Annotated in this window: 13 protein-coding genes; 11 read left to right on the forward strand and 2 right to left on the reverse strand. The window is 58.6% G+C overall.

The window, feature by feature from the left end; translation table 11 throughout:
• Positions 1–44: 44 nt before the first annotated feature.
• From ACR0JA_RS05350 to ACR0JA_RS05365, 4 genes are all read left to right on the forward strand, one after another.
• Positions 45–2,396 (forward strand): fatty acid cis/trans isomerase, encoded by a 2,352-nt coding sequence (locus ACR0JA_RS05350; protein WP_480570986.1) that lies wholly within the window; start codon positions 45–47, stop codon positions 2,394–2,396.
• A 110-nt stretch (positions 2,397–2,506) separates the two neighbouring features.
• A complete protein-coding gene (trhA, locus tag ACR0JA_RS05355) occupies positions 2,507–3,175 on the forward strand; it encodes a PAQR family membrane homeostasis protein TrhA (RefSeq protein WP_480570989.1) in 669 nt (222 codons plus the stop codon).
• Between the two features lie 199 nt (positions 3,176–3,374).
• A complete protein-coding gene (locus ACR0JA_RS05360; protein ID WP_480570992.1) occupies positions 3,375–5,843 on the forward strand; it encodes a coiled-coil domain-containing protein in 2,469 nt (822 codons plus the stop codon).
• Between the two features lie 26 nt (positions 5,844–5,869).
• Entirely contained in the window at positions 5,870–6,925 is a 1,056-nt protein-coding gene (locus tag ACR0JA_RS05365) for a TAXI family TRAP transporter solute-binding subunit (RefSeq protein WP_480570994.1), read from the forward strand.
• A 24-nt stretch (positions 6,926–6,949) separates the two neighbouring features.
• Here the strand turns inward: ACR0JA_RS05365 and ACR0JA_RS05370 are convergent, their stop codons facing one another.
• Positions 6,950–8,692, reverse strand: coding sequence for an AAA family ATPase (locus ACR0JA_RS05370; RefSeq protein ID WP_480570997.1), 1,743 nt, complete (start codon positions 8,690–8,692; stop codon positions 6,950–6,952).
• 247 nt (positions 8,693–8,939) lie between these two features.
• The gene (locus ACR0JA_RS05375; RefSeq protein ID WP_480571000.1) at positions 8,940–10,247 is read right to left on the reverse strand and encodes a SagB family peptide dehydrogenase; all 1,308 of its coding nucleotides are present in this window, start codon (positions 10,245–10,247) and stop codon (positions 8,940–8,942) included.
• Positions 10,248–10,273: 26 nt separating this feature from the next.
• Between ACR0JA_RS05375 and ACR0JA_RS05380 the strand changes: the two genes are divergently transcribed.
• The 7 genes from ACR0JA_RS05380 to ACR0JA_RS05410 all read left to right on the forward strand — a co-directional run bounded on the left by ACR0JA_RS05380 (position 10,274) and on the right by ACR0JA_RS05410 (position 23,013).
• Positions 10,274–11,572, forward strand: a complete 1,299-nt coding sequence (locus ACR0JA_RS05380) for a cytochrome P450 (protein WP_480571002.1) — start codon at positions 10,274–10,276, stop codon at positions 11,570–11,572.
• 196 nt (positions 11,573–11,768) lie between these two features.
• Positions 11,769–11,999, forward strand: a complete 231-nt coding sequence (locus ACR0JA_RS05385; RefSeq protein WP_480571005.1) for a hypothetical protein — start codon at positions 11,769–11,771, stop codon at positions 11,997–11,999.
• A gap of 14 nt (positions 12,000–12,013) precedes the next feature.
• The gene (locus ACR0JA_RS05390) at positions 12,014–14,266 is read left to right on the forward strand and encodes a TOMM precursor leader peptide-binding protein (RefSeq protein WP_480571008.1); all 2,253 of its coding nucleotides are present in this window, start codon (positions 12,014–12,016) and stop codon (positions 14,264–14,266) included.
• A 24-nt stretch (positions 14,267–14,290) separates the two neighbouring features.
• Complete coding sequence (locus ACR0JA_RS05395) at positions 14,291–14,815, forward strand: hypothetical protein (RefSeq protein WP_480571011.1); 525 nt, start codon at positions 14,291–14,293, stop codon at positions 14,813–14,815.
• Between the two features lie 5 nt (positions 14,816–14,820).
• Positions 14,821–16,149 (forward strand): FAD-dependent oxidoreductase, encoded by a 1,329-nt coding sequence (locus tag ACR0JA_RS05400; protein WP_480571014.1) that lies wholly within the window; start codon positions 14,821–14,823, stop codon positions 16,147–16,149.
• Positions 16,146–17,459: a tryptophan 7-halogenase gene (locus ACR0JA_RS05405; protein WP_480571017.1), complete on the forward strand. Its 1,314-nt coding sequence runs from the start codon at positions 16,146–16,148 to the stop codon at positions 17,457–17,459. The genes ACR0JA_RS05400 and ACR0JA_RS05405 overlap by 4 nt, the downstream gene beginning before the upstream one ends.
• The gene (locus ACR0JA_RS05410) at positions 17,452–23,013 is read left to right on the forward strand and encodes an AAA family ATPase (RefSeq protein ID WP_480571019.1); all 5,562 of its coding nucleotides are present in this window, start codon (positions 17,452–17,454) and stop codon (positions 23,011–23,013) included. Before ACR0JA_RS05405 ends, ACR0JA_RS05410 begins: the two co-directional genes overlap by 8 nt.
• The last annotated feature ends 40 nt before the right edge of the window (positions 23,014–23,053 follow it).

A 23,053-nucleotide genomic window follows, 5' to 3' on the forward strand; every position in this document is an offset into this window, starting at 1 on the left:
GCAAAACTGAAGACGCTGTGGTTTTTGTCAGATGGGGGGATGCGATGCCCAATGCTGTTCCTTTGGGGGTCCGCGTCGGATCGGCCTTGCTTGCGCTCGTTCTAACGACCATTCTCGGCTTTCCCAACCAAGCACAGGCGCAAGCGACTAACGCCAGCACGACCATATCGGAACCGGAATGGAGCACGGTAAAGTCGATTTTGGATCACCGCTGCGTCGTTTGTCACAGTTGCTATGACGCGCCCTGTCAACTGAAGCTGACCTCGCCCGAGGGTCTGCTGCGCGGGGCCAGCAAGCAGGCGGTCTATCACACCCAGCGGCTGTCTGACGCGCAACCCACACGCCTTGGTATTGATGCGCAAACAATCCCCGAGTGGCGGGGGTTGGGGTTTCATCCGGCACTTGGCTCTGACGGGTCCAAATCGCTGCTGGAAAGTTATCTGAACCTCGGACGCACCGCGCCCCTGCCAGCCGACGCGCCATTGCCCGAAACGCTGGGGCTGGCCCTGGATCGGCCACTTGTTTGCCCGACAACGTCCGAGTTCGACGCGTTTCGCGACAATCATCGGCTTGCAGGTATGCCCTATGGCACTGCACCGCTTACAGAGTCGGAGTATCAAAAGCTGATGTCTTGGGCAGGCAACGGGGCACCTCTGCCATCGGTGCTGCCCGAAATCCCAACGCAGATCCAAGATCAGATTGCAAATTGGGAAGATTTCCTGAACGCCCCCGACCTGCGCACGCAATTGATGAGCCGCTACTTATATGAACATCTGTTTCTGGCCCGGCTGCATTTCGACAATGACGACCCCAGACGGTTCTTTCAACTCGTGCGATCCTCGAGCGCTCCGGGGCAAGAGATCGACATAATCGCCACGCGGCGCCCGTTCGATGCGCCAGGTGTGGATCGGTTCTATTATCGTTTGCAACTGGTAGACGAAACCATCGTGCACAAAGAGCACCTCGTCTACGCCATCGGCCCCGACCGTTTGGCCCGTTTTCAGAGTTTGTTTCTGGACGATGCTTGGTCGGTAACAACCCTGCCCGGTTTTGGGACGTCCGAGGGTGGCGATCCGTTCAGCACCTTCGCCGCGATCCCGGCGCGAAGCCGCTATCAGTTTCTGCTGGATGATGCGCTGTTCTTTGTGCGCAGCTTCATCCGTGGTCCCGTCTGCCACGGTGAAACCGCCGTTGATGTGATCGAAGACAGGTTCTGGGTCAGCTTCCTTGATCCCGACGCCGACCTGTCTGTCACCGATCCCAGTTTCCTTGCCGATGGGGCGGCTTTTTTGGAGTTGCCTGTTTCAAAGGTCAACGACGGGGCTCTGGGTGATCTGCAGGCGTTTTCGCACAAGGCTCAAATCGAATATCTGCAATTCCGGGACGCGCGGTATCGGGACAGCCCGCTGTTTGAATCCGGCTTTGACTATAGCTCGATCTGGGACGGCGACGGCACCAATCCCGATGCACGGATCACGGTGTTCCGCCATTTCGACAACGCCTCGGCCATGAACGGGTTTCATGGCGGTATACCCGAGACCGCATGGGTTATCGATTTCCCAATTTTCGAACGCATCTACTATGATCTTGTGGCGGGCTACGATGTCTTTGGCCGGGTCGAACATCAGCTTTCAACGCGGTTGTACATGGACGAGCTGCGGATGGAGAGTGAGGACCTGTTCCTGACATTCATGCCCCGCAAGATCCGGCGGGATATGCACGCAACCTGGTATCAAGGCACGTTGGCTGAGATTCACACATATTGGCATCGTCGGCAGGTGGACCACGATTTCCCGTCTGGCATTGACTATGAAACCAGTGATCCCAAACGTGAATTCTTGCTGAATTTAATTGGCAGCAACAATGGATTATGGCCCGAAATTGATGCAATCAACAGATGTGCGAACGATGATTGCCAGACCGACGAGCTCACCCCGCTGCGCGCGCTTGCGAATAAGACCGGCCCTTGGGTTAAGTTCCTACCCGATCTTTCTGTTCTGGTGGTTCAGACAAGCGATGGCGAGTCCGAGGTCTATTCGATGGCCCATGACAAGGCACATTTCAACGTTGCCTTCCTGTTTGACGAAGCCGCACGTCGCGACCCCCAAGCGGATGTCTTGACGATCCTGCCGGGCCTCTTCGCCAGTTACCCCAACTTCTATTTTCGGGTCCCACAGGACCAACTGAACGTGTTTGCTGACGCGGTGCAGGCCATCAGTTCTCAGGACGACTGGCTGGACGTCGTTGCGGCCTATGGTGTGCGGCGAACCAGCCCATCCTTCTGGCCGACAAGCGATGTCCTGAACGCCAGGTTCCTGAAACAGGACCCGGTTCAGGCAGGCATTTTGGACCTCAACCGCTACAAAGACCCCAAACCTGGGGATGACATCAACTGACATCTTTGTAACCCAGGTTACATACAATTGAATGCAAACTCTTGGCCGCGCGCCTTGCCGAAACGTGGGTGGCGCAATAAATTATACATTAGGTTTGCAGGTTAAACGGTATGGTGTCATTTGCAGAAATGCGCCCGGCCTATAGCCGGGCTGAACGTGTCAGCGACGGGGTTGTGCACATTCTGGGCATAAGCTTGGCCGTCGTCGCGGTTCCTGCACTTATCATCATGACAGCCTATAACCGGACCGAACCCGAGGCCCTTCTTGGGGCTTCGGTCTATGGGATCACACTGATCCTGATGCTTGTTCTGTCAGCCCTGTACAATATGATCGAAAGCGACCGTTGGGCCGGGCTGTTACGTCGACTGGATCACTCGGGCATTTATGTCAAAATAGCTGGCACTTACACACCGTTCCTGCTGTTGTCCGCCGGGCAGACACCGGGCTTGCTTTTGGGTCTGTGGTCCTCGGCCACGCTGGGGTCATTTCTGAAAATGGTGGACCCCAACCGGTTTCGTTGGTTCGGACTGGGCCTGTACGTAATGATGGGTTGGGCGGTAATCTGGGCCGGACAACCGATGCTGTCCGAGCTTTCGACGACGGTTGTCGTCCTGATGATCGCCGGGGGGCTTGTCTATACAACCGGTATTACCTTTTACCTGCTTGATTGGATGCCGTTCCACAACACGATCTGGCACGTCTTTGTCCTGACCGGAAGCGTTCTGTTCTTCATCGCCGTTGCGGTGCGTATTTCTATCGGCCCGGAGATACATATCTGACGGAAGCAGTGAGGCTAGTCGTCGCGGACAGTCATCCAAATGCGTCTAAATGCAGGAAATTGAACGCTTAGATTCCGCTGACCTTTCGGCGCTTCGTATCGGCACCTACTGCGCCTAACGGCCCATGAGCGTCAAGTTAGACTTTTTCGCAAATTTGTGAAACACTTACCACGTTATTTTTTAAGTGGAGAGTTGGCGAATGGTCTCGTCGCGCCTGATTGTTCTGGCATTCATTGTAACATCTATTGGTGCGGTGGCCCCTGTCGCTTTGGCGCAAAACACCGCAGACTCTACGGCTGCGTCAGCCGAGTCACCGCAGACGGCGGCCTCACTTCGGAAAATCCTGGCTTTGTTACAGGAAGAAATCGACCGGGCGCGGACGACCAAAGACGGTTTGGTCGCAGATATCACGCAAGCTGAAAGCGATCTTTCCGATCTGCGCGCGCAAATTACAGCAGTTGATTCCGAACGGCTGGAAAATGCATCCCGGATCGCTGAACTGGAAGAGGCGCGCAGCCAATTGGCCTCGGAAACGCAGGCCAACGAAGACGCGATGGAAAAGCGCCGGACCGAGCTTGTGGAACTGGAAACCAGCGCCCAGGAAGCCAGCGTGAAACTGGCCGATCTGAACGTTCAGATCGAAACGGCAGCGGCTGAGGTAGGCAATCTTGAGCAGTTGAAACTGGAAATGCGCGATCTTGAAAACAAGATGGATGCCGATCGACTGCTGGCAGACCAGCTCAAATCCGAGGTCGAGGCATTGACTCGCAGTCAGGTCGAAGCAAGCACGCAGTTGGACAGCCTGAACGAAACGCTGACCGGTACACAGGCGAGTCTGAGCGCGGCGACCTCCGATCTGGGTGCCAAACAGAACGAGCTTGATCAACTCACATCGTCGGTTGGCAGCAAACAGACCGAACTGGATCAAACCCAATCTGAACTTACCAAGCGACAAGAAGAGCTTGTCGGTGTCACCGAAGATCTGAAACGGCTGCAACGGGTCGTAAATATGCGACGGCAGGAAGAAACCCAACTGCGGCAGGAACTGGAAACGCTGGGCGCTGAAAAGACCAAGCTGTCCGAAGACACCAATGGGTCTGCCGAACAGATTTCTGCGGCAGAGCAGACGCTTCGGTCGCTATTGAATCAACAAAGAGCAGCCCAAGCCGATCTGACCGGAATGCAACAGGAATTGACCGCAACTCGGTCTGATCTGGAAAAGGTTCAGGCCGAATTGGATGAGACCCGCGAAGCAGCCTCGGTTGAAATCGCGTCCCTGTCGGCCACCCGCTCGAGCGCGGAATCCGCAGCCCGCGCAGCGCAGGAGAAACAGCAAGAAGCCGAGTCTGCCCTGTCCGAAGTGCAGGCTGGATTGGCCTCGGCACAAGAGCAGCAGGAAATCTCGGATCAGTTGCTGGCCGATAGAAACAGCATTGAAGGTGAAATTGAAGATGCGCGCGCGCGGCTGACGGAATTGCAAGCTGAAATCGCTGACGACGAAACGCAGCGCGCGCTGGCTGCGACAGAGATGCAGGACCTGATTTCGCAATCAGATGCGGCACGCGAGGAAATCGCACAGAGTGATGAACGTTTGGCCGAGGTAGTTTATGAATTGCAAGTTGGCGATCAAGTGCGACTGGATTTGGTAGCCGCATTGGACGCACTGCAGCAGGATCGCGATCAACTGACCGGTGACATTGCGGCGTTGCGTGAAGAACTGACGCAGACGCAAAACGCGGCAGAACAGGCCAGAACCGAAGACGAACAGGCGAGGTCCGCGATCAGTCAGGAATTGGCCGATCTTCGCGACGAACGCGACCAGGCAGCCGCTGCCTTGCAAGAACTATCGGCCGACACTGCGACGGCGCAGGACGAATTGAACACGGTTGCCGGTGATCTGGAAGCACGCCGCGCAGAACTTGCCCAGATGACCGAGAACATCCAAGCAGCCGAGGATCAGGCAGCGCAGGCAACAGCGGCCGGCCAAACTTTGCAAGACATCACGGCACGGATCGCGGATGCGGAAAACAATCTGCAAACGGTGCAGGATGACATCGGCAACGCCAGGCAGGAGCTTGATAGCGCAAAGGCCGACGCTGCCGAGGCCGCATCGCTGCGCGACGCTGCATTGTCGCGTTTGGCAGAATTGGAAGCAGCCAAGACCGAGGCGATACAAGAGGCCGAGTTGGCCAAGCAAAGGCAATTGGACAGTCAGGCGGCGCTATCGGAAACAGAAACCAGCACCGAAACTGCAAAGCAGGAACTGGCCGCTTTGCGCCTGCAAACGGCGACATATCGTGAGGAACTGGCTGGTCTGGCCGCCAATCTGGCAGAATTGGAACGCCGAACGCTTGATGCTGAATCGCGGCTTGCGGCTGTGACGAACGCCGCGCCCGAGGCCACCGTGACACCCGACCCGCAAACCGAAACGGCCGCTCCGGTGGCGGCTGCGGTACCTGTCGCCACAGGCCCAAGCAGACCGATTGAAACGGTTCGCATCATTCTGAGCGGTGCGCCCGGGCTAACCGAACTGCCGCTGGAGGTCGTCGAGGCGCTGGCCACCGAACTGGCCAGCGGCACATGCGCTGTTGACGCGCTACAATCGGCCACCGGCGAGATCAACCGCCATACGCTGCTGCATTTGGTACGGTCCGGAGAATTCTGTTAAATTTTGTTGTTTAAAGGGAGGTAAAGATGGATTTTTTCAAACTGGTGAAGGTCTTCGCCAGAACCGCTGTTCTAGCGGCTGCGAGCGTTGTGTTGCCAAATTCCGCGTCCGCATTCGAGCGCAATATTCTGACCGGCGGTCCGACGGGGACATATATCCAGATCGGTGGCGATCTGAGTGGTCTGGCTGCGAACTGCGGGATCAATTTGAATGTGCGCGAAAGCGCCGGTTCGCTTGAAAACTTTCTGGGCGTGCGCAAACGCCGCCACACTCAGTTAGGCATCGTGCAAAGCGACGTGCTGGAATATCTCAAAACCTATTCAAGCGAGGATCCCGAGATTGCGCGGGCGATCTTTGGGGTGCGGATCGCCTTCCCGCTTTATAACGAAGAGGTTCACATCCTGGCCAAAAAAGACGTCAAGTCGCTGTCGGACCTGAATGGCCGTCGCGTCGGTGTTGGCGTTGAGGACAGCGGTACGTTTTTGACCTCGTCGCTGGTGCTTGATCTGGCCGGAGTAACCCCGTCGGAACGTCTGACGATCAATGCGGACACCTCTTTGCAGATGTTGCTGGACGGCAGTATCGATGCGTTTTTCTATGTCGCAGGGGCCCCCACCAAAATTTTCCAGACCGATCAGATCGACCCGGAAAAACTGCATCTTCTACCAGTCACAGACCCGACGCTTGCGGCGGTTTACACCCCGTCCAAAATCGAGGCAGGGATATATCCGTTCCAACAAGAGACGATCGACGTGGTGGCCGTGAAGGCAGTACTCATGACCTATGAATACACGCCGGCGCGCAATGCATACCACCGCGAAAGCTGTAAGGCGGTATCTGACGTGGCGCATCTGATCGCCAAAGAGTTTCAGACCCTCAAGCAATCAGGCCATCCGAAATGGAACGACGTTGATCTGAACGACATCCCGCCGGGTTGGAATATTTCGGAATGCGTGAATCTTGGGCTTGGCGAGGGCTATGAACTAAGTTGCGGGCCGATCGCGACCCCGGAACAGTCAAGCATCGAAAGCGAGGCAAACGCAGCCTACCGCAACAGAATCTGCGCCGTTATCGGCTGCTGATCAATGCGGCCCGTGGCGCCACCGTCACGGGCCGATCGAAACCCAGGGCGAGGCCGCTGCGTCTTGCCCTTCTGCCGTCAGCGCAATCACACGCCACTGCCCTACCGCATCAGGTGCGACCGCGCGAATGGCCGAGATCGTCATTTCCGGGATGTGATGCACCGGATCGCCCGAAAGGGGCGAAAGCTCGATGCGGTACGCAGACGGGTCCTGGCCTTGCGCGCTGGTCCAGATCAGGTCCAACTCACCATCCGGGGTTCTGTTCGCGTATAGCGGCACCGGCGCGCCCGGTGCACCATCGGTGCTTGCAGGCTGTATCTCGTCCAACCGGGCCGACGCTCCGTCGATCTTTGAGCTTGCCAATCTGTACCAGGCCCGCGCCAGGGTAAGGTCCACCGGAACGCCTTCGCCCGTTTCGTAAATCTGTCCCAGGTAGTAGGCGGACCGCGCATGGCCGGCCAGCGCCGCCCTCGCATACGCGACGACTGCCGCGTCCGGTGCCGCCTCGGCCAGATCCAGCGCGGCTAGGTACTGACCGGTTGCGGTTGGTTCGGTCCCCGCCAGACTGTCCGCGATTCGTGCCACGCGCGCGCTTGTTTCGGCAAGCAGGTCCGGTTCAGGGACAGGCTCGGGAACAGGTGCCGGGGCTGAACTTTCTGACGTTTCCGTCGCAACGTCTTGCGGAGCGGGGATTTGCCCTTGCAAGGCAGCCAGACGGTCTGCAAAGAATGCCTGCGAGCCCGGCAATAGCATCAGGCCGCCAGCGCCCAGGACAACAAACGCTCCGGCGACAATCCACGTTTTTCTCGCAAGGCCCTGCCCTGCCTCCACAGTCTCGTCGGGATGGGCATCCTGAACCGGACTGTCCCCGGCACCAGCACCGTCCCGCGCGTGGACAACGTCGTCCACAGAGGAAGACTGATCGTCCAAGCGCCCCTGATCGTGGGCCTGTTGGCCAAGCTCGTGGATTCGGACGAGCGCGCCGATCTTGCGCATCTGCGCCTTGTCGATCTCCCGCGTATCAACTTTGGTCGCGAACCGCGTGAGGGTCGCGTTTTGCTTTAGCCCCTCGCACAGAAGGTTGAGCCGCGCGGGGATGCCGCTGGTCAGGGCAAACGCTTCGGATATGGCGTTTTTGCTAAGCGCCCGGTCTGTCAGGCCAATCTCGTCAAGCCGCTCGCGCATAAAGCCCGCCACGTCATCTTTGCTCAGGCAGTCCAGGGTGAAGGCCGGGCCGGTCAGGTCGGGCCTGACGCCGGACAGGATATCGGTCGTTCCCGGACGTCCGACCAGAAGCAGCTTCAACAGGGGGCGCCCGTCGACACTTTGGGCGCAAAGTTCACATAGTTCGCCCAGATAAAGGTTCGACATCTGATCAGCATCGTCCACGACCAGCACCGGAAACCGTTCGGCCGCGTGCAGTGACTGCAACACGCTGAACAGTTCATTGCGATCATGTTCGACATCCTCGGAATAGCCGCGCTTGGGATTGAAGGCCGAGAGCACATCCGAGAACACCTCTCCGGCAGCCCCATCAGGGTTGTTCATCAACCGTATGACACAGTCCGATGTGTTGGTCGCAATCAATTCGCGCACCAGACGAGTTCGCCCGGTACCTTCGCGACCCACAAACACGGTCATCGGCGCGCCGCTGGTGACAGCAAACGTCAGCCGTTCAAACGCAAGCTTGTGCGCTTCGCTCCAAAATATCGAACCGGATTGCTCTGATCCGAAATTCGCCCCCGAGGAAACCTCCGGTTGCGCCATGGTGCCTTCCATTTCCCCCAACGCTCGCCCTACATAACAACCTACTTGCTACCCCCCTGCCCCGGACCTTGGCTGTGAATGCGTCGACCTGAAATACAGTGTGTCGATGCAATTGGGCGCAAACCCCGCCCGATCCGTTCAGGTGCGCGAAAGCCAAATTGCCTCCCCGCGTCAGGTATCTTGCCGGAAAACCGGCCAAAAATCTAGGCTCATGTCTCTTTGCGGGTTGGCAGGTGCCGGGCACCTCTCATGATCGTTCAGCTGATCCGATCATCATTTCCCCGACAGATGGGCGGTCGACGCTGTCCAGGCCGGTCAGCTGCGCAAATCTGAGAGCGTTCCCGGTTCCCAGCGGGCAAATCGCGAGGTTCATCGCCGCGCCCGCCAATTGGACAGTTTGGAATACGGCCCCGACCTCTTTCAGCACCAGCGAATAGGCCAAATCCCCGTAGCCTGCACGCATTTTTGGCATATCCGCTGACAGCAGCAAAAGGACTTGCGAAAGCGATTTGCAATCGGCCGCAGCGGCAGCATCCGCCAGAAGCGCGTCAAGAGAGCGATCCTTGTTCGTCAACAAGCTCAGGCCGTGATGCCGAGCGTCATAGCGATACAGTCCGGATTCCAAACCGTCACAGCGGTTCACGACAAGAAACGCAGTCAGCGGATGCAGTCCGCCCCCGCTGGGATATGGACGGCGGCCATTTTCATCGTAAAAACACCTGAACAGCAACGCTCCGAGTTGCGCGCAAGATATCGGATCGTGCGCCTGTGACCGTCGGCTTTTGCGGCGATGCGCGACAAGCGCGTAAGGCGCGTCCTGAGCGATGAGATCTGCCAGTTCCGGCTTTTCCAAAAGAATTTGCGGTTCGGGCGACGCTTTGCTTGTTGGTGCCGCGAAACCGGTCTTGCCAATCGGCGCCCGAGAGAATCCCATGCGCGTGCGGCTGTGAAATAGCGCCTCATGCACCGGCACCCGGTTTGCATCAGAGGTTTCCAGCAACTGGCACCAATCAAACAGGCGCAACAACGCATCCAGAACCTGCGGGTTCAGGTCATAGTGTTCCGCGTTGATCCGATCCGCCTCGATACCGTCCACCAAATCGAACAGCAGTTGTCCCAAACGCGCATCAGTAAGCTCGATCTCAGCCCACGCGCCCGGACGCTGCGCGCGAAAGCCAGCGCCGAAGGGCTGCAACAGCGTTTGGGATGACAGCTTGAGGATCCGTGCCGACAAACCTTCTGGCAGACCACCAGCAGGAGCGCGTCGCGGATTGCAGGTCGCAATGATTTTTTCGCCGACGATCAAAGACCGGCTTAGAAATCCGCGCTGATCCAGTCGAAAAAGAAACGCTGCATAAACGTCTCGGGTCCGGGGGTTTGAGGCCATCACAGCCTCGGCCACGGCGCCCTGCGCCAGCATTTTGGCCAGCTCTGCGTGATCTGCACCGGGAAACCGCAAGCCGCCAGCGGGGCTGCGCAATTGCACCTGATCATCGACCACTTCGCAAGAAACATCCGGTGCCAGACGATAGGACCAGAGATCGGGTTGAACCATTAATTCGCTCCGCGCAATGTGGTCGGATGACGGTTATTCAGACAGATTTGCCACCCGGACCGACCGGAGCGCAGAACGCACGGCTCAATGCCGGGTTCTTCAAACGGGATCCGTTGGGTTTTCTGGGTCAACTCTGGCGCAGTTTCGGTGATGTGGCCAGCTTTGATCTGGGGTCCGGGCCCGTAGTTCTGATCAACGATGCAGCCCTTGTGCGCGACCTTTTCCGCTTTCATGAGGCACATTTGTGCAAGCCCGGCTTCCTGCGCGACTCGAATCGTGGGTATTGGGGCGATGGGCTGACCACGCTGAATGATCCCACGATCTGGCGCGCGCGTCGGCATCAGTTGCTGCCGCTTTTCCGGGCGGCGATGCGGCAGCCACGGCTGCACATCGCTGCCGAGCTTGCGCGGGCCATGGCAGAGGATTGGACAGGTCGCACCGTCATCGATCTGCGCCACGAGATGAGGGTGCTGACAACGCGCATAGCGTTGCGCACCGTGCTTGACGCCGACCTCGATGGCTTTTCGGACGGTCGCGGACGCAGCGGACTGGTGCCCTTTTCCGAAGGCTTTGGCGAAGATTTCACCACTCCGGCAGAAACAACTCCCGGCGGCGCGCTGCGAATGACGCGCCCGCGTGCGCCCAAGGTGATGGACTCCGTTCAGGCCATCATCGACACACGGATCCGCAATTTCTCTGATCGTGGTGACGTCCTCTCGGCATTGGTTCAGGCTCATTTGACAGACCCGATGTCGCTGACGCGAGAGGAGATTGTTGGCGAGGTCATTCAGATGCTCTTTGCGGGACACCTGACGGTCCCCTTTGCCCTTACAGCCTTTTGGCGCGATGTCGACCGCCACAATCTGGATCGCCTTGTCGCTGAAGACGCCGCAACACTCAGCGCATTCGCCGAGCCGGACGTCCAGACGCTTGGAGCAAGCCAAACGTTGGCGTTTCTGCGCGAGTCCATGCGCTTGTCGCCACCGGCCCCGATCCTGTACCGAGTGGTGGCGCAAGGCTTCCAACTTTCCGGGTATATGTTTTCCAAAGGGCTGGGCGTCTGGGTAAGTCCGGTACTTCTGCATCGGGATTCTCGTTACTTTTTGCAACCGGACACATACCTGCCGGACCGCTTTGCCGCAGGCCGTCTGCCGCCGGAGTCGTCAAAAGCCTACATGCCCTTCGGGGCCGGACCAAGAGTGTGCATCGCCGCCGCGCAATCGCAGTTGCAGATGGCCACGATCATCGCGACACTTTCACACCGATGGATGCTGACACGGGTTCCAGAGACGTCTGAGACCTTTGAATTGAGCCGCCGGGCGTAGCCAATCAAAGACAAGTATGGTGAACAAAACGATTTTGTGTCGCCACGCATGACCCGAAGGTCAACATGCCGCTTGATTGAAGCTTGGGGCTATGAAAAGGTTAACGCAATGCGCGTGGCCGGTAGATCGCAGACTTTGCGGCGCGAAGAAGCCACATGCAGACGGCAACAATATACACAAGAGGGAGTGATTTTCGATGAGCGCACCAACCAATGAAGACTGGGGCAAGATGCACGCCAAAGCGTGGAAAGACCCCGAGTACCGGACCTTGCTCGAACAGGACCCGACGTCCGCCGTCAAGGCGTATGGTGACGAGATCGGCAAGACGTTCACGAAGATCGTCAATGTTGGCGACAAGCCCAGCGATGTCTCGGATGACGACCTTCACACGCATGATGACGCTGTCGCCCCACCCGCCTGCTGCTAGGGGCGCTGGCGCCCATGTATGACAGTGCCATTGCGGCACCGCGTTTCAAATCCAGCATCGAGCCTGTCGTCGACCCGGACGAAGGTTTGTTCCTGTTCAGCGAACGGGGGCATGTATGCCTGACCGGCAGGATTTATTGCGATCTGGCCCCTTTGCTGGATGGAACGCATCAGATCGAGGACATTTTTGACACCTTGTGCCGGCATCATGCCAGCGCGGATGTTTTTGCCGCCCTCGATCTGCTCAAACGGCATGGCTTTCTGGCCCACGAAACCTCGGCCATGCCGCGCGATCAACAGGCATTTTGGGAACTGGCCGGGACCAGCCCGGCGCAGGCCGCCCAGCGCATTGCGACCACGCCAGTCAACGTGATCAGCCTTGGCCAGACCTCCGCCCAAGAATTGCACGTGCTGTTAGAACGCAACGGGCTGAACGTGACCACAAGCGGTGCAATGACGATCGTCATCGCAGACAGCTACCTTGATGCTGAGTTGGCATCGTGGAACCAAAAAGCCAACGCAGAAGCGAAACCCTGGGTCTTGGCGAAACCCGACGGGCTGCAAAGTTGGTTGGGACCCGCCTTTGTACCGGGTGAAACTGCCTGCTGGGACTGTCTGGCCCATCGTCTGCAATGGCACAAGCGGGTCGAGGTGCATCTTGGTCAACACGCTCAGTCCATCGCCCCGCTTTCAGGTACAGGCGCGTCAACAATTTCCGCTCTAGCAGAGCTTGCGACCGAAGTGACACGTTGGATCGGCACGGGCGGCGCATCTATTCTCGCGGACCGGGTGATCAGCACGGATCGTCTGACCATGGATCGGCAAAGCCACGTCCTGACCCGCAGACCCCAATGCCCGGTCTGTGGAGATGCCAGTGGCCCGGTCACTAGCTCGAAGCCTATACTGAGATCCCAACCAAAGCTGGCCGGTACCGACGGCGGTCATCGCACCAGCGATGCCAAAGACATATTGCAAAGGCTGGATCGCCATGTCAGCCCGATCACCGGGATCATTGGCACCGTCACCCCTGGCAGCCGCAGCGGAAGGGTCGAAGGCGAAGACTGGATCACCCCTACCTTCTCTGCCGATCACAACTTTTCCGACATGCACGACAGCCGCTTTTTTCTACGTGAAGGCTTGCGGCGGCGATCCGGTGGCAAGGGCCGCACCCCCGAACAGGCGCGCCTCAGCGCGGTGGCCGAGTCGCTGGAACGGTATTGCGGTGTTTTCGACGGGACCGAGACACGCCGGCTGGCCCGGTTCACCGACCTTGGCGAAGCCGCCATCGCGCCGAATGACTGCATGGGGTACAGCGCGCGTCAATTCTCCGAGCGCGACGCGCATAATCGCAAAGATCACAAGGCCCACTGGGTGCCGGAACCCTTTGATCCGATGGTCGAGGTCGAATGGACACCGCTTTGGTCGATCAACACCGGGCACTGCCGTTATCTGCCAACTTCAATGTGCTATTTCGGGTATCAGGGGCCGGGCGCGGTTTTTGGGCGCGCGGATTCCAATGGCTGCGCTGCGGGTGCGACGATGGAAGAGGCGATCCTGCAAGGCTTGCTGGAACTGATCGAACGGGATGCGGTCGCGATCTGGTGGTACAACCGCCTGATCCGGCGCGGTGTTGATTTCAAGCGCTTGGGCGATGCCTATGCGACCCAGCTTGCCGCGCAATACCACCGGATGAACCGGACGCTCGACGTCATCGACGTGACCAGCGACATCGGTATTTCGACCTTTGCGGCGATCTCGGGCAGAACTGACAAGGCCGAACAGGACATCATATATGGCTTTGGGTGCCACCTCGACCCCCAGGTCGCCCTGTCGCGTGCATTGACCGAGGTCAATCAATCGCTCGAAGCTGTTCCGAAGGCCGGCGGAACATCGGATCAGACAACCTATCTGGGCGGCGCGGACGCCGTTGATTGGTGGCGCACCACCCGATTTGAGGATGCGGCATATCTCGTTCCTGACCCAGAAACCGCGCGTCTGGACGCTTGGGACTCGCTGGCCGGGGCCGATATTCTGACCGATATCGAAACCTGCCTGACACTGCTGAAGGCCCACGGGATCGATGTGCTGGTTCTGGATCAGACCCGCCCCGACATTGATTTCCCTGTCGTGCGTGTCGTCGCCCCTGGACTGAGGCATTTCTGGGCGCGGTTTGGACCCGGGCGGCTTTTTGACGTGCCCGTCAGTCAGGGCTGGTTGCCGAACCCAACGCCCGAGGCCAACCTGAACCCTCATATCATCCAATTTTAACGCAAATCACAAAGGACCCATCGCATGACGACCTCTGCAACAACATTCGATTACGCCATTCCTTTCGACATCATGATCGGCATGTGGACAGGTCATTCCATCATGTATGACCACAAGGGCAACTATTTGTACACGGGTCCCAGCATCCTGACGATCGACTGGAAAGAACCCGGCAAGATCATGCACTACCGGCAAGAGGATCTGGGCAATTTTGATGAGCTTGTCGCGGAACATGAGCATGGCGAGACCTTGAAGGATCTGTTCGTTCTGCGTGAATTCGACCTCGAGGTTGACGGCAAGGCGTGTGAGTCCACCACCGGAGATATCAAGGTGCATGGCGTCGAAAGCTCACCCAGTATCTATCTGTTTCACCTCAATTTTCCGAATGGCGACTATTACAACAACCAGTATTTCCTCAACCCGAACCAACGCCGCATCATCGGACCATTTGTGCCGCGCGACGCAGATGGCCGGACCGACGGCTTTCGCTATGTCGTGTCGCAGACCTTCGAGCGGATTTCCTACGACGTGCCAAAAAACGCGTTCTGAAACCGATGACCCAGCCAACCGATCCACCGCAAGCTGATCCCCAACGGACAAACGCACACGCGCTTGTTATCGGAGGTGGGGTCGCCGGGTTGCTGTCGGCCCTGATGCTGAAGGAACGGTTTGCCCGGGTTACCGTGCTGGAGCGGTCGGAATTCGCTGAATTGTCGCATGATGCCCCTTCCACCCGACCCTCGGTACCTCAAAGCCATTGCCTGCATATGCTTATGGGGGCGGGTGCAAAGGCGTTTGATGCCTTGGCGCCGGGGTGGCGCAAAGCGCTGCTGGATCGCGGTGCGATTGCCTATGATGCCGGGGCCGATGTTGCCCTTCGGGTGACCTCGGGCTGGCTGCCGCGCGTCCAGACCGGGATCACCCTCTACGGCGCGTCGCGATGTCTGATCGAGGCTGCACTGCTCGACCTATTGCGGGATACCGGATCGGTCGAAATCCGCACCGGCGCTTGGGTGTCCGGATTGGCTCTGTCGTCGGACGGCACACGGGTTCAAGGGGTTCAGGCCAAGCAGGAAAGCGGTCGCGCGCTAGTTCTGGAAACGCCCGACGTTATCGTAGACGCCAGCGGCGCGGCCTCGCGCCTTCCGCGCTGGCTGGCGCAGCATTTTTTCGACACGCCCGCAATCGCCAGAACCGAAGTCGCAACGGGTCGCCAATATGCCTCGTGCTGGGTGCGGTTTGCGCCCGCTCAGACGCCTGGATGGAATGGGCTTGCCATCGCGCCCTCACACGTGTCGAACGGCTATGCGGGTATGACGATGCGGGCTGAGAACGACCTCTGGGGGGTCGTCTTGCAGACACCTGAAAGCGCAGAGCTACCTAACGAAACCGATAAATTCATGGCCCTGTCGGCCAACTTGGCCGACTCTGAACTGTACAATGCCCTGAGACACGCATTACCGGCGAGTCCCGTTCATGTTTATGGCCGCATCGCCAACCGGCGGCGTCATTACGAGGACTTTCCCTCATGGCCGAGAAACCTGTTTGCAGTCGGAGACAGCGTTTGCGCGCTGGACCCATATGCGGGTCTCGGCATGACGGCGGCAGCCCGCGGGATTCAACTGCTGGGGCATTATCTTGATGAAAACCCGTCGGTTGAAGCGAAGAACCGGTTTCAATCCCGGCTTGCACGGCATAACATCTGGCCGTGGCGCATTGCCACCGGCGACTGGAACGGCCCAACGTCACCGCCCGGGTTGGCCAAACGGATAGACAGTCTTGTGCAGGCTGCCCCGTTTGACCCATCCCTGGCGCGCGAGTTGCTGGACATTCTGCATATGTTGCGCGAACCGGAAACGCTGACACAGGAGGCCGTCGCATGAAAATAGCCGTTTTGGGGGGCGGCACCGCAGGCTTCATCGCCGCCGCGCATGTGACGCGCTACTTTCCCGATGCCGCATTGTGGCACATCTACGACTCGCGCATTCCGACGATTGGCGTCGGCGAAGGGACCACTCCTCGGTTTCCGCTGTGGCTGAACGAAGTCTCGGGTGTTGGCCCGGACGAGATCGGCGAGCGCTGCGGCGCAACGGTCAAGATGGGATCGGTCTACGAAGGATGGGGCGCCGAGAACGCCAATTTCGTCAACCGGTTCCAGCCGCCGCGCCTTTATGGCTATCACTTTGACGCCGGTCGCGTTACCGGATTGATCAGCGACCATGTCCGCGCCACGCGGCTGGATGCAAAGATCGTATCGCTCGACGCTGGATCAGATGGCGTTCAGATCGGGTTCGAAGACGGTAGTCAGCTGGATTGCGATTACGTATTGGACGCGCGCGGCTTCCCAAAGGGGGCCTGGGCCGATGCGCCGGACGATCCCGATATCATACATATGGACTGGATACCAACCGGACGCGCGATGGTGCGCCGCCTGCCGCCCAGCGCCGATACCCGCATGTCTCGGTCGATTGCCCGGCCGCATGGCTGGGCGTTTCAGATACCTCTGCGCGACTGGACATCCTGTGGCTACGTCTTCAACCCATTGATCAGCAGCGATGAAGAAGTCCTCAAGGACTTTGACGAGTTTCTTACAAGCGAGAACGCGGAACCGACCGAAATCCGCGTGCGGGTGACCTTTCCGAACTTCATGCGCAAGAACTGGTTTGACGGTCGTATCTTCACCATTGGCAACGCCGCCTCGTTTGTTGAACCGCTCGAAGCAACAGCCATCGGTGCCACGATCATGCAAGTCCGCGCGGCACAACGCTGGATAACGGAACACGGGACCCAGAGCCCGCCGGACAGCCCGGCCATAGATCATGCCAATCAGACGATGCGATCTTATGTCCTGCGGAATTCGTTGTTCATCGCATGGCATTATGCCTGCGGGTCGCAGTGGGACTCGCCTTTCTGGACGCAGGCCGCCAATTGCCTGGATCGCGCCGAAGAACACACGTACCTAGCCCGCCACATGAGGGCGATGAAGGACTTTCTGGATGTTGGGCGTGATCTGCCCGGTGCCCGGATCGGGGCCTGCACGGACCCGCAAAAATGGGAGAATGACGTTTTGCCGATGTTGACCAAATACATCCCGTTCGGCAACTTTTCCGAATTGAATTTCGCTCAGGTTGGCCACGGGATCGGCTACTATGGCGCAAACAATCGGTCTGCAGGTGACACCACCCATGGCTAATATAAACATGTCCTTCGTCCCCGGGTTTCGACTGTCAGAACGGCTTTACGAAAGCAGCAATTCGTTCCTGTTCCGCGCCACGCGTGAATCTGACGGCGCGCGCGTCGTAATCAAGATCCTCAAAAGCGACTTCCCAAGCGCCAAAAAACTGGCCCGCTATCGCAGTGAATTCGATATCACCAGCGGTCTGGACTTGTCTGGTGTGATCCACGCACTGGAATTGCGCCGTCACGACAAGTCGCTGATGATGGTTCTGGAAGATTTCGACGGGATCTCAATCGCGGATCTTCTGGCATCCCGTGCGATGTCGCCCGAAGAGTTTCTGGACACCGCCCTGCAAATGGCCCGCGCGGTCGACGGCATCCACAAGGCGCATGTCATCCACAAGGACATCTCGCCCCAGAACGTTCTGATCAATCCCGGCACGGGCGAGGTCAAGCTGATCGATTTCGGCATCGCGACTCGGTTCTCGACCGAACGCCCGGTACTGAAAAGCCCCGAGGTGCTGGAAGGCACCCTGCCCTATATTTCGCCCGAACAGACAGGGCGCATGAACCGAACGCTGGACCACCGCACCGACTTCTATTCGATGGGCGCGACCTTCTACGAAATGTTGACGGGCGTTCCGCCATTCGACGCCGAGGACAAGCTGGAACTCGTGCATTGTCACGTCGCGCGCGAACCGATGCCAGCCCATCGGCGCAACCCTGACATACCGCTGGCCCTGTCCAAGATCGTCGGACGCATGATGGCCAAAAAGGCCGAGGACCGCTATCAAAGCGCCGCCGGCATCGTCGCCGACCTCGAAACCGTACGCATGGGCGCAGGTCTGGACCGGTTCGAACCCGGGCGCCTGGACAGGACCGAACGGTTCAACGTCCCCGAACGACTTTACGGGCGCGAGCGCGAGTTGCGGACGCTGCTCGAGGCGTTTGAACGAGTGCGACAGGGCCCGGCTGAGATGATGCTGGTTTCTGGCTATTCCGGGGTGGGCAAAACCGCGCTGGTCAACGAGGTTCAGAAACCGATCACACGCGCGCGCGGCTATTTCATCAAGGGCAAGTTCGACCAGTTCAAGAAGAACGATCCCTATTTCGGCCTGACGGTCGCTCTGCAGGATCTGGTGCGGCAATTGCTGACGGAAAGCGAAACCCGGTTGGCCCGCTGGCGCGAGGAACTCAATCAGGCGCTGGCCCCGAACGCCTCGGTCATCCTGGACGTTCTGCCTGAGCTTGAGTTGATCATCGGCCCACAGCAGGCCGCGCCCGAACTTGATCCAGCCGAGTCAACGAACCGTTTCAACCAGACCGTCCGCAGGTTCCTGCGCGCCTTGTGTGCCCATGACCGGGTGCTGGTTCTGTTTCTGGATGACTTGCAATGGGCCGACAGCGCGACGCTTGGGCTGCTGAAGGTTGTCCTGACCGATGAACAGATCGGACGGCTGCTGCTGATTGGGGCCTATCGCAGCAACGAAGTGGACGCGATGCACCCGATGACGCGCGCCCTGGAATCGGTGCGCGAAGCCGGGGGGCGCGTGTCGAGCCTGGCGCTTGCACCGCTTGGCATGTCCGATATCGCGAACCTGATTGCCGACACGCTGCAATCCGACGCCTCGCAATTATTCGAGCTTGCGCAGCTTGTGGTGCAAAAGACCCAAGGCAATCCGTTCTTTGCCCGGCAGTTCCTGATGGATCTGCACCACGAAGGATTGATTTCCCAAACTACCAGCGGCCCCGATAATGCGCTGCGCTGGACATGGGACATTCAGGCCATCCGCGCGGCCAAAATTACAGACAATGTCGTCGATCTGTTGCTGGAAGGTCTGCGCCGACTCGAGCCTGACACCCAGTCAGCGCTTCAGCTTGCGGCTTGTATCGGCAACCGGTTCGACATCGACACGCTTGCGCTGATCCAAAAGATCGAACCGCAGGTCGCATTCGAGTGTCTTCTGCCTGCCATTCAGGACGATCTGATACGGCCCCTGTCCGATCTGATTGTGACCGAGGATGACAACGCCCTTTCCCCATTGGTCGTTCGCGATTTCGCGTTCCAGCACGACCGGGTGCAGCAGGCAGCCTATAGTCTGATCGATATCGAGGACCAGAACGGTGTACATCTGGCGATTGGCCGCCAACTTCGGTCGCGTCTGTCGGCTGACGAGCTGAACGAGCGGATTTTTGAGGTTGTCGATCAGCTAAACATCGGGCGCGAAGGGATCAGCGACAGGGCCGAGCAGATCGACCTTGCGCAGCTTGATCTAACCGCTGCGCGCAAAGCCTATGACTCGGCGGCATACAGCGCCGCGCTGTCTTTTGTGAATGTGGCGTTGGAGTTGCTGGGGCCAGACGGATGGAACGAAAATTACGACCTGATGTTCGAGGCACATCGCCAGTCAGCCGCGCTTGAGTATCTAACCGGCAATTTCGAACGGTGCACCGAAATCGTCTCGACCACGCTGGACCACGCGCGTACCGATCTGGAAAAGGCCGAGATCTACTTTACCCGGATTGCCCAGCACACGCTGCTGATGGAATTCGATCAGGCGATCGACGCAGGCATCAAGGCGCTGGGGCTTGTTGGCGTGCAGATGAGCCTGGAAAACCTTGAGGAAGCAGGCCAGAACGCCATTGGAATGGCAGCTGGCATGCTGGGTGAGGGAAATCCGGCAGACCTGTTCGACAATCCGGATGTGGACAGCCCTGAAATCGCACTGGCCCAGCGCAGTCTGCGTCACCTGACAATCGCTGCGTTCCTCAACAACCAGCAACTGTTCCCGCTGATCGTGGGAACGTCGGTGCAATTGTCCCTGAAACACGGCAATGCGCCGGAATCCGCGCTGTTCTTTGCCAATTTCGGCCTGATTCTCGGGGCCTTCATGGGCAAGTTCCGCGAGGGTCTGGCCTTTGGTGAACTGGCGCTGCGTCTGTGCGACAAGTTTGGCGCCAAGGCGCCGACAGCGACGGTCTGTCTGGTAACCGGTGTCGAGCTTATTCCCTGGGTCCACCATATCCGCAACGCCATTCCGGTGATCGAACGCGGCTATCGCGAGGGCATGAATTCAGGCGATATTCTGTGGGCCGGATATCTGGTCATGTACCGCGTCGTTGTTGACAGCTTTGCCGGCAAACCGATTGATGAAGTTCTGGACGCAATGCCCGATCAGCTTGACGCTTTGCTGAAGGCCCAAAACCACGGCGCGGTTGCGGGCATCCACGCGCATCAACTGGTGCTGTCGACCCTGGCCGGACGGTCGCATTCCAGCACCGATTTCTCGACCGAGTCGCTGGATGAGGCCACGTTCCTGGCGGCTTGTGAAGAAAACAAGATGTCGATGGCGATCTGTTTCTATCGCATCCTCAAAGCGCAGGCTCTTTATGTCTTTGGTCGCCCGCACGAGGCACTGACCGAGACCCGGCTGGTCGAGCCGATGCTGAGCTTCATCGTTAACCACCCCAACTTGGCCGATCACATTCTGTACCAGTCGCTTTCGATCGCTGCGCTGCTGTCCGAGGGCAACCCGGACACAGAATTGCGCACTCAGCTTGAGGCCAACCATCAAAAACTGAGCCAGTGGGCCGACTCCGGGCCCGACAACTTCCGCGCCAAACAGTTGATCGTTGCTGCGGCGATCGCACGTTTGGACGGCAAGGACGCCGAAGTGCTCGATCTGTTTGATGCGGCCATCGTGGCCGCCCAAAAAGGTCGTTTCGTGCAGGACGAAGCCATCGCTTGTGAGCTTGCCGCACGCTATGTCATGCAGCGCCGTCCCAATGCGCGGATCGGGACGATGTACCTGCGCGATGCACGATATGCCTATCAGCTATGGGGCGCTCAGCGCAAAGTCGAAGAACTGGAGTTGGAATTCCCTCAGCTTTTGACCGAACACCGCGAAGGTCGCACCACCGTTCAGACGTTGAGTGAAAGCACGCAGGGCACAACCGGCACTACGACGAACCAATATCTGAAGGGTGATCTGGACCTTAATACGTTGCTCAAGGCCGCGCAGACCATATCGGCCGAGGTTGTGCTGGGGCAGCTTCTTGACCGGTTGCTGGGCATCCTGATCGAGAACGCCGGAGCGCAGCGGGGCGTACTTCTTCTGACACGCGGTGACGAGATCACGATCGAAACCGAAGCCAGTGTAATCTCGGACGAATCCGCAGCGCAGATGCCGGTGCCCTTGAATTCCGGAGACGGGGCAAAAATCCTTCCCGCAAGCGTCATCAACTATACGGCGCGCACGCATGAGGTTGTCGTTGTCGACGACGCACAGATCGACGAGCGGTTCATGGTGGATCGCTATGTTCAGGACAACGGCACCCGGTCGGTGCTGTGCCAACCCATCCTGCATCAGGGTGAGTTGATCGGTCTTGTATATCTTGAAAACAATCTGGTCAGCTCGGCCTTCAAGCCGGAACGCGCGCGGCTGCTGTCGCTGCTGTCGGGGCAAATCGCTGTATCCATCCGCAATGCCGAACTGGTTGAGAACCTGGAAGACAAGGTGCGCGAGCGGACCGAGCAGCTGGAAATGCACGCCAGTTTCATCGAACAGACATTCGGCCGCTATCTGGCCAGTGAAGTTGTCGACCAGTTGCTGAAATCCGCCGACGGTCTTGATTTCAGTGGCAGGAAAACAACCGTGACGGTGATGATGTCGGATCTGCGCGGGTTCTCGACTCTGTCGGACACGCTGCCGCCCGAGAATATCGTGACGATGCTGAACAACTATCTCAGCGAAATGACGACGGTTATCCAAAAGTACAACGGGACCATTGATGCCTTTGTAGGCGACGCGATCCTGGTAGTCTTTGGCGCGCCCTTGCAACGACCCGACGACGCTGAACGCGCCCTCGCCTGTGCGCTTGAAATGCAGCAACGAATGGCGCGGGTCAACGACTGGAATACAAGCCACGGCCTGCCAGAAATCGAAATGGGCATCGGCGTAAACACCGGCGAAGTTGTTGTCGGCAACGTCGGCTCGGACAAGCGCGCGAAATACAGCGTTGTTGGCAGTACCACGAACTTGGCAGCCCGGATCGAAGGTTTCACAGTCGGCGGACAGATCCTGATCGCCGAGGAAACCCGAAACGCGGTCAAGGCTCCGTTGGACATACGCGACTTTCTGACAGTCGAACCCAAAGGGGCGGGCAAGCCGCTAAAACTGTTCGAACTGATCGGGCTTGGCGGCACGCATGCGATCAGCTTGTCTGCTCAAACTGTGGAAATGGCCGACCTTGACTCGCCGATCAGTCTCAGCTTCCGGTCCGTCGTGGAAAAACAGATTGTGGGTGACGCGATCGAAGGCCGGATCACGCGTCTTTCGACTACCGAAGCGCACATCAAAAGCAATGTCGCCCCGCAACCACTGACCGACCTGCAGCTGCAGGTAGATTGGCCAGATGGCACTGATCCTAGCATGAGCCTTTATGCCAAGGTATTGGACAAGATCAGGGATGATGACTGTTTTGTTGTGCGCTTCACCGCAATTCCACCGGATGCGCGCAAGAGTTTGGCCAAGTTGGTTCAGCAAAGCGCAGCGCAGGCGCCAACCTAGGCGCGGCCATTGCCGATGTGCCAATCGCGTTGCGAACCAC

It is taken from the genome of Ruegeria sp. AM4, from assembly GCF_056540665.1.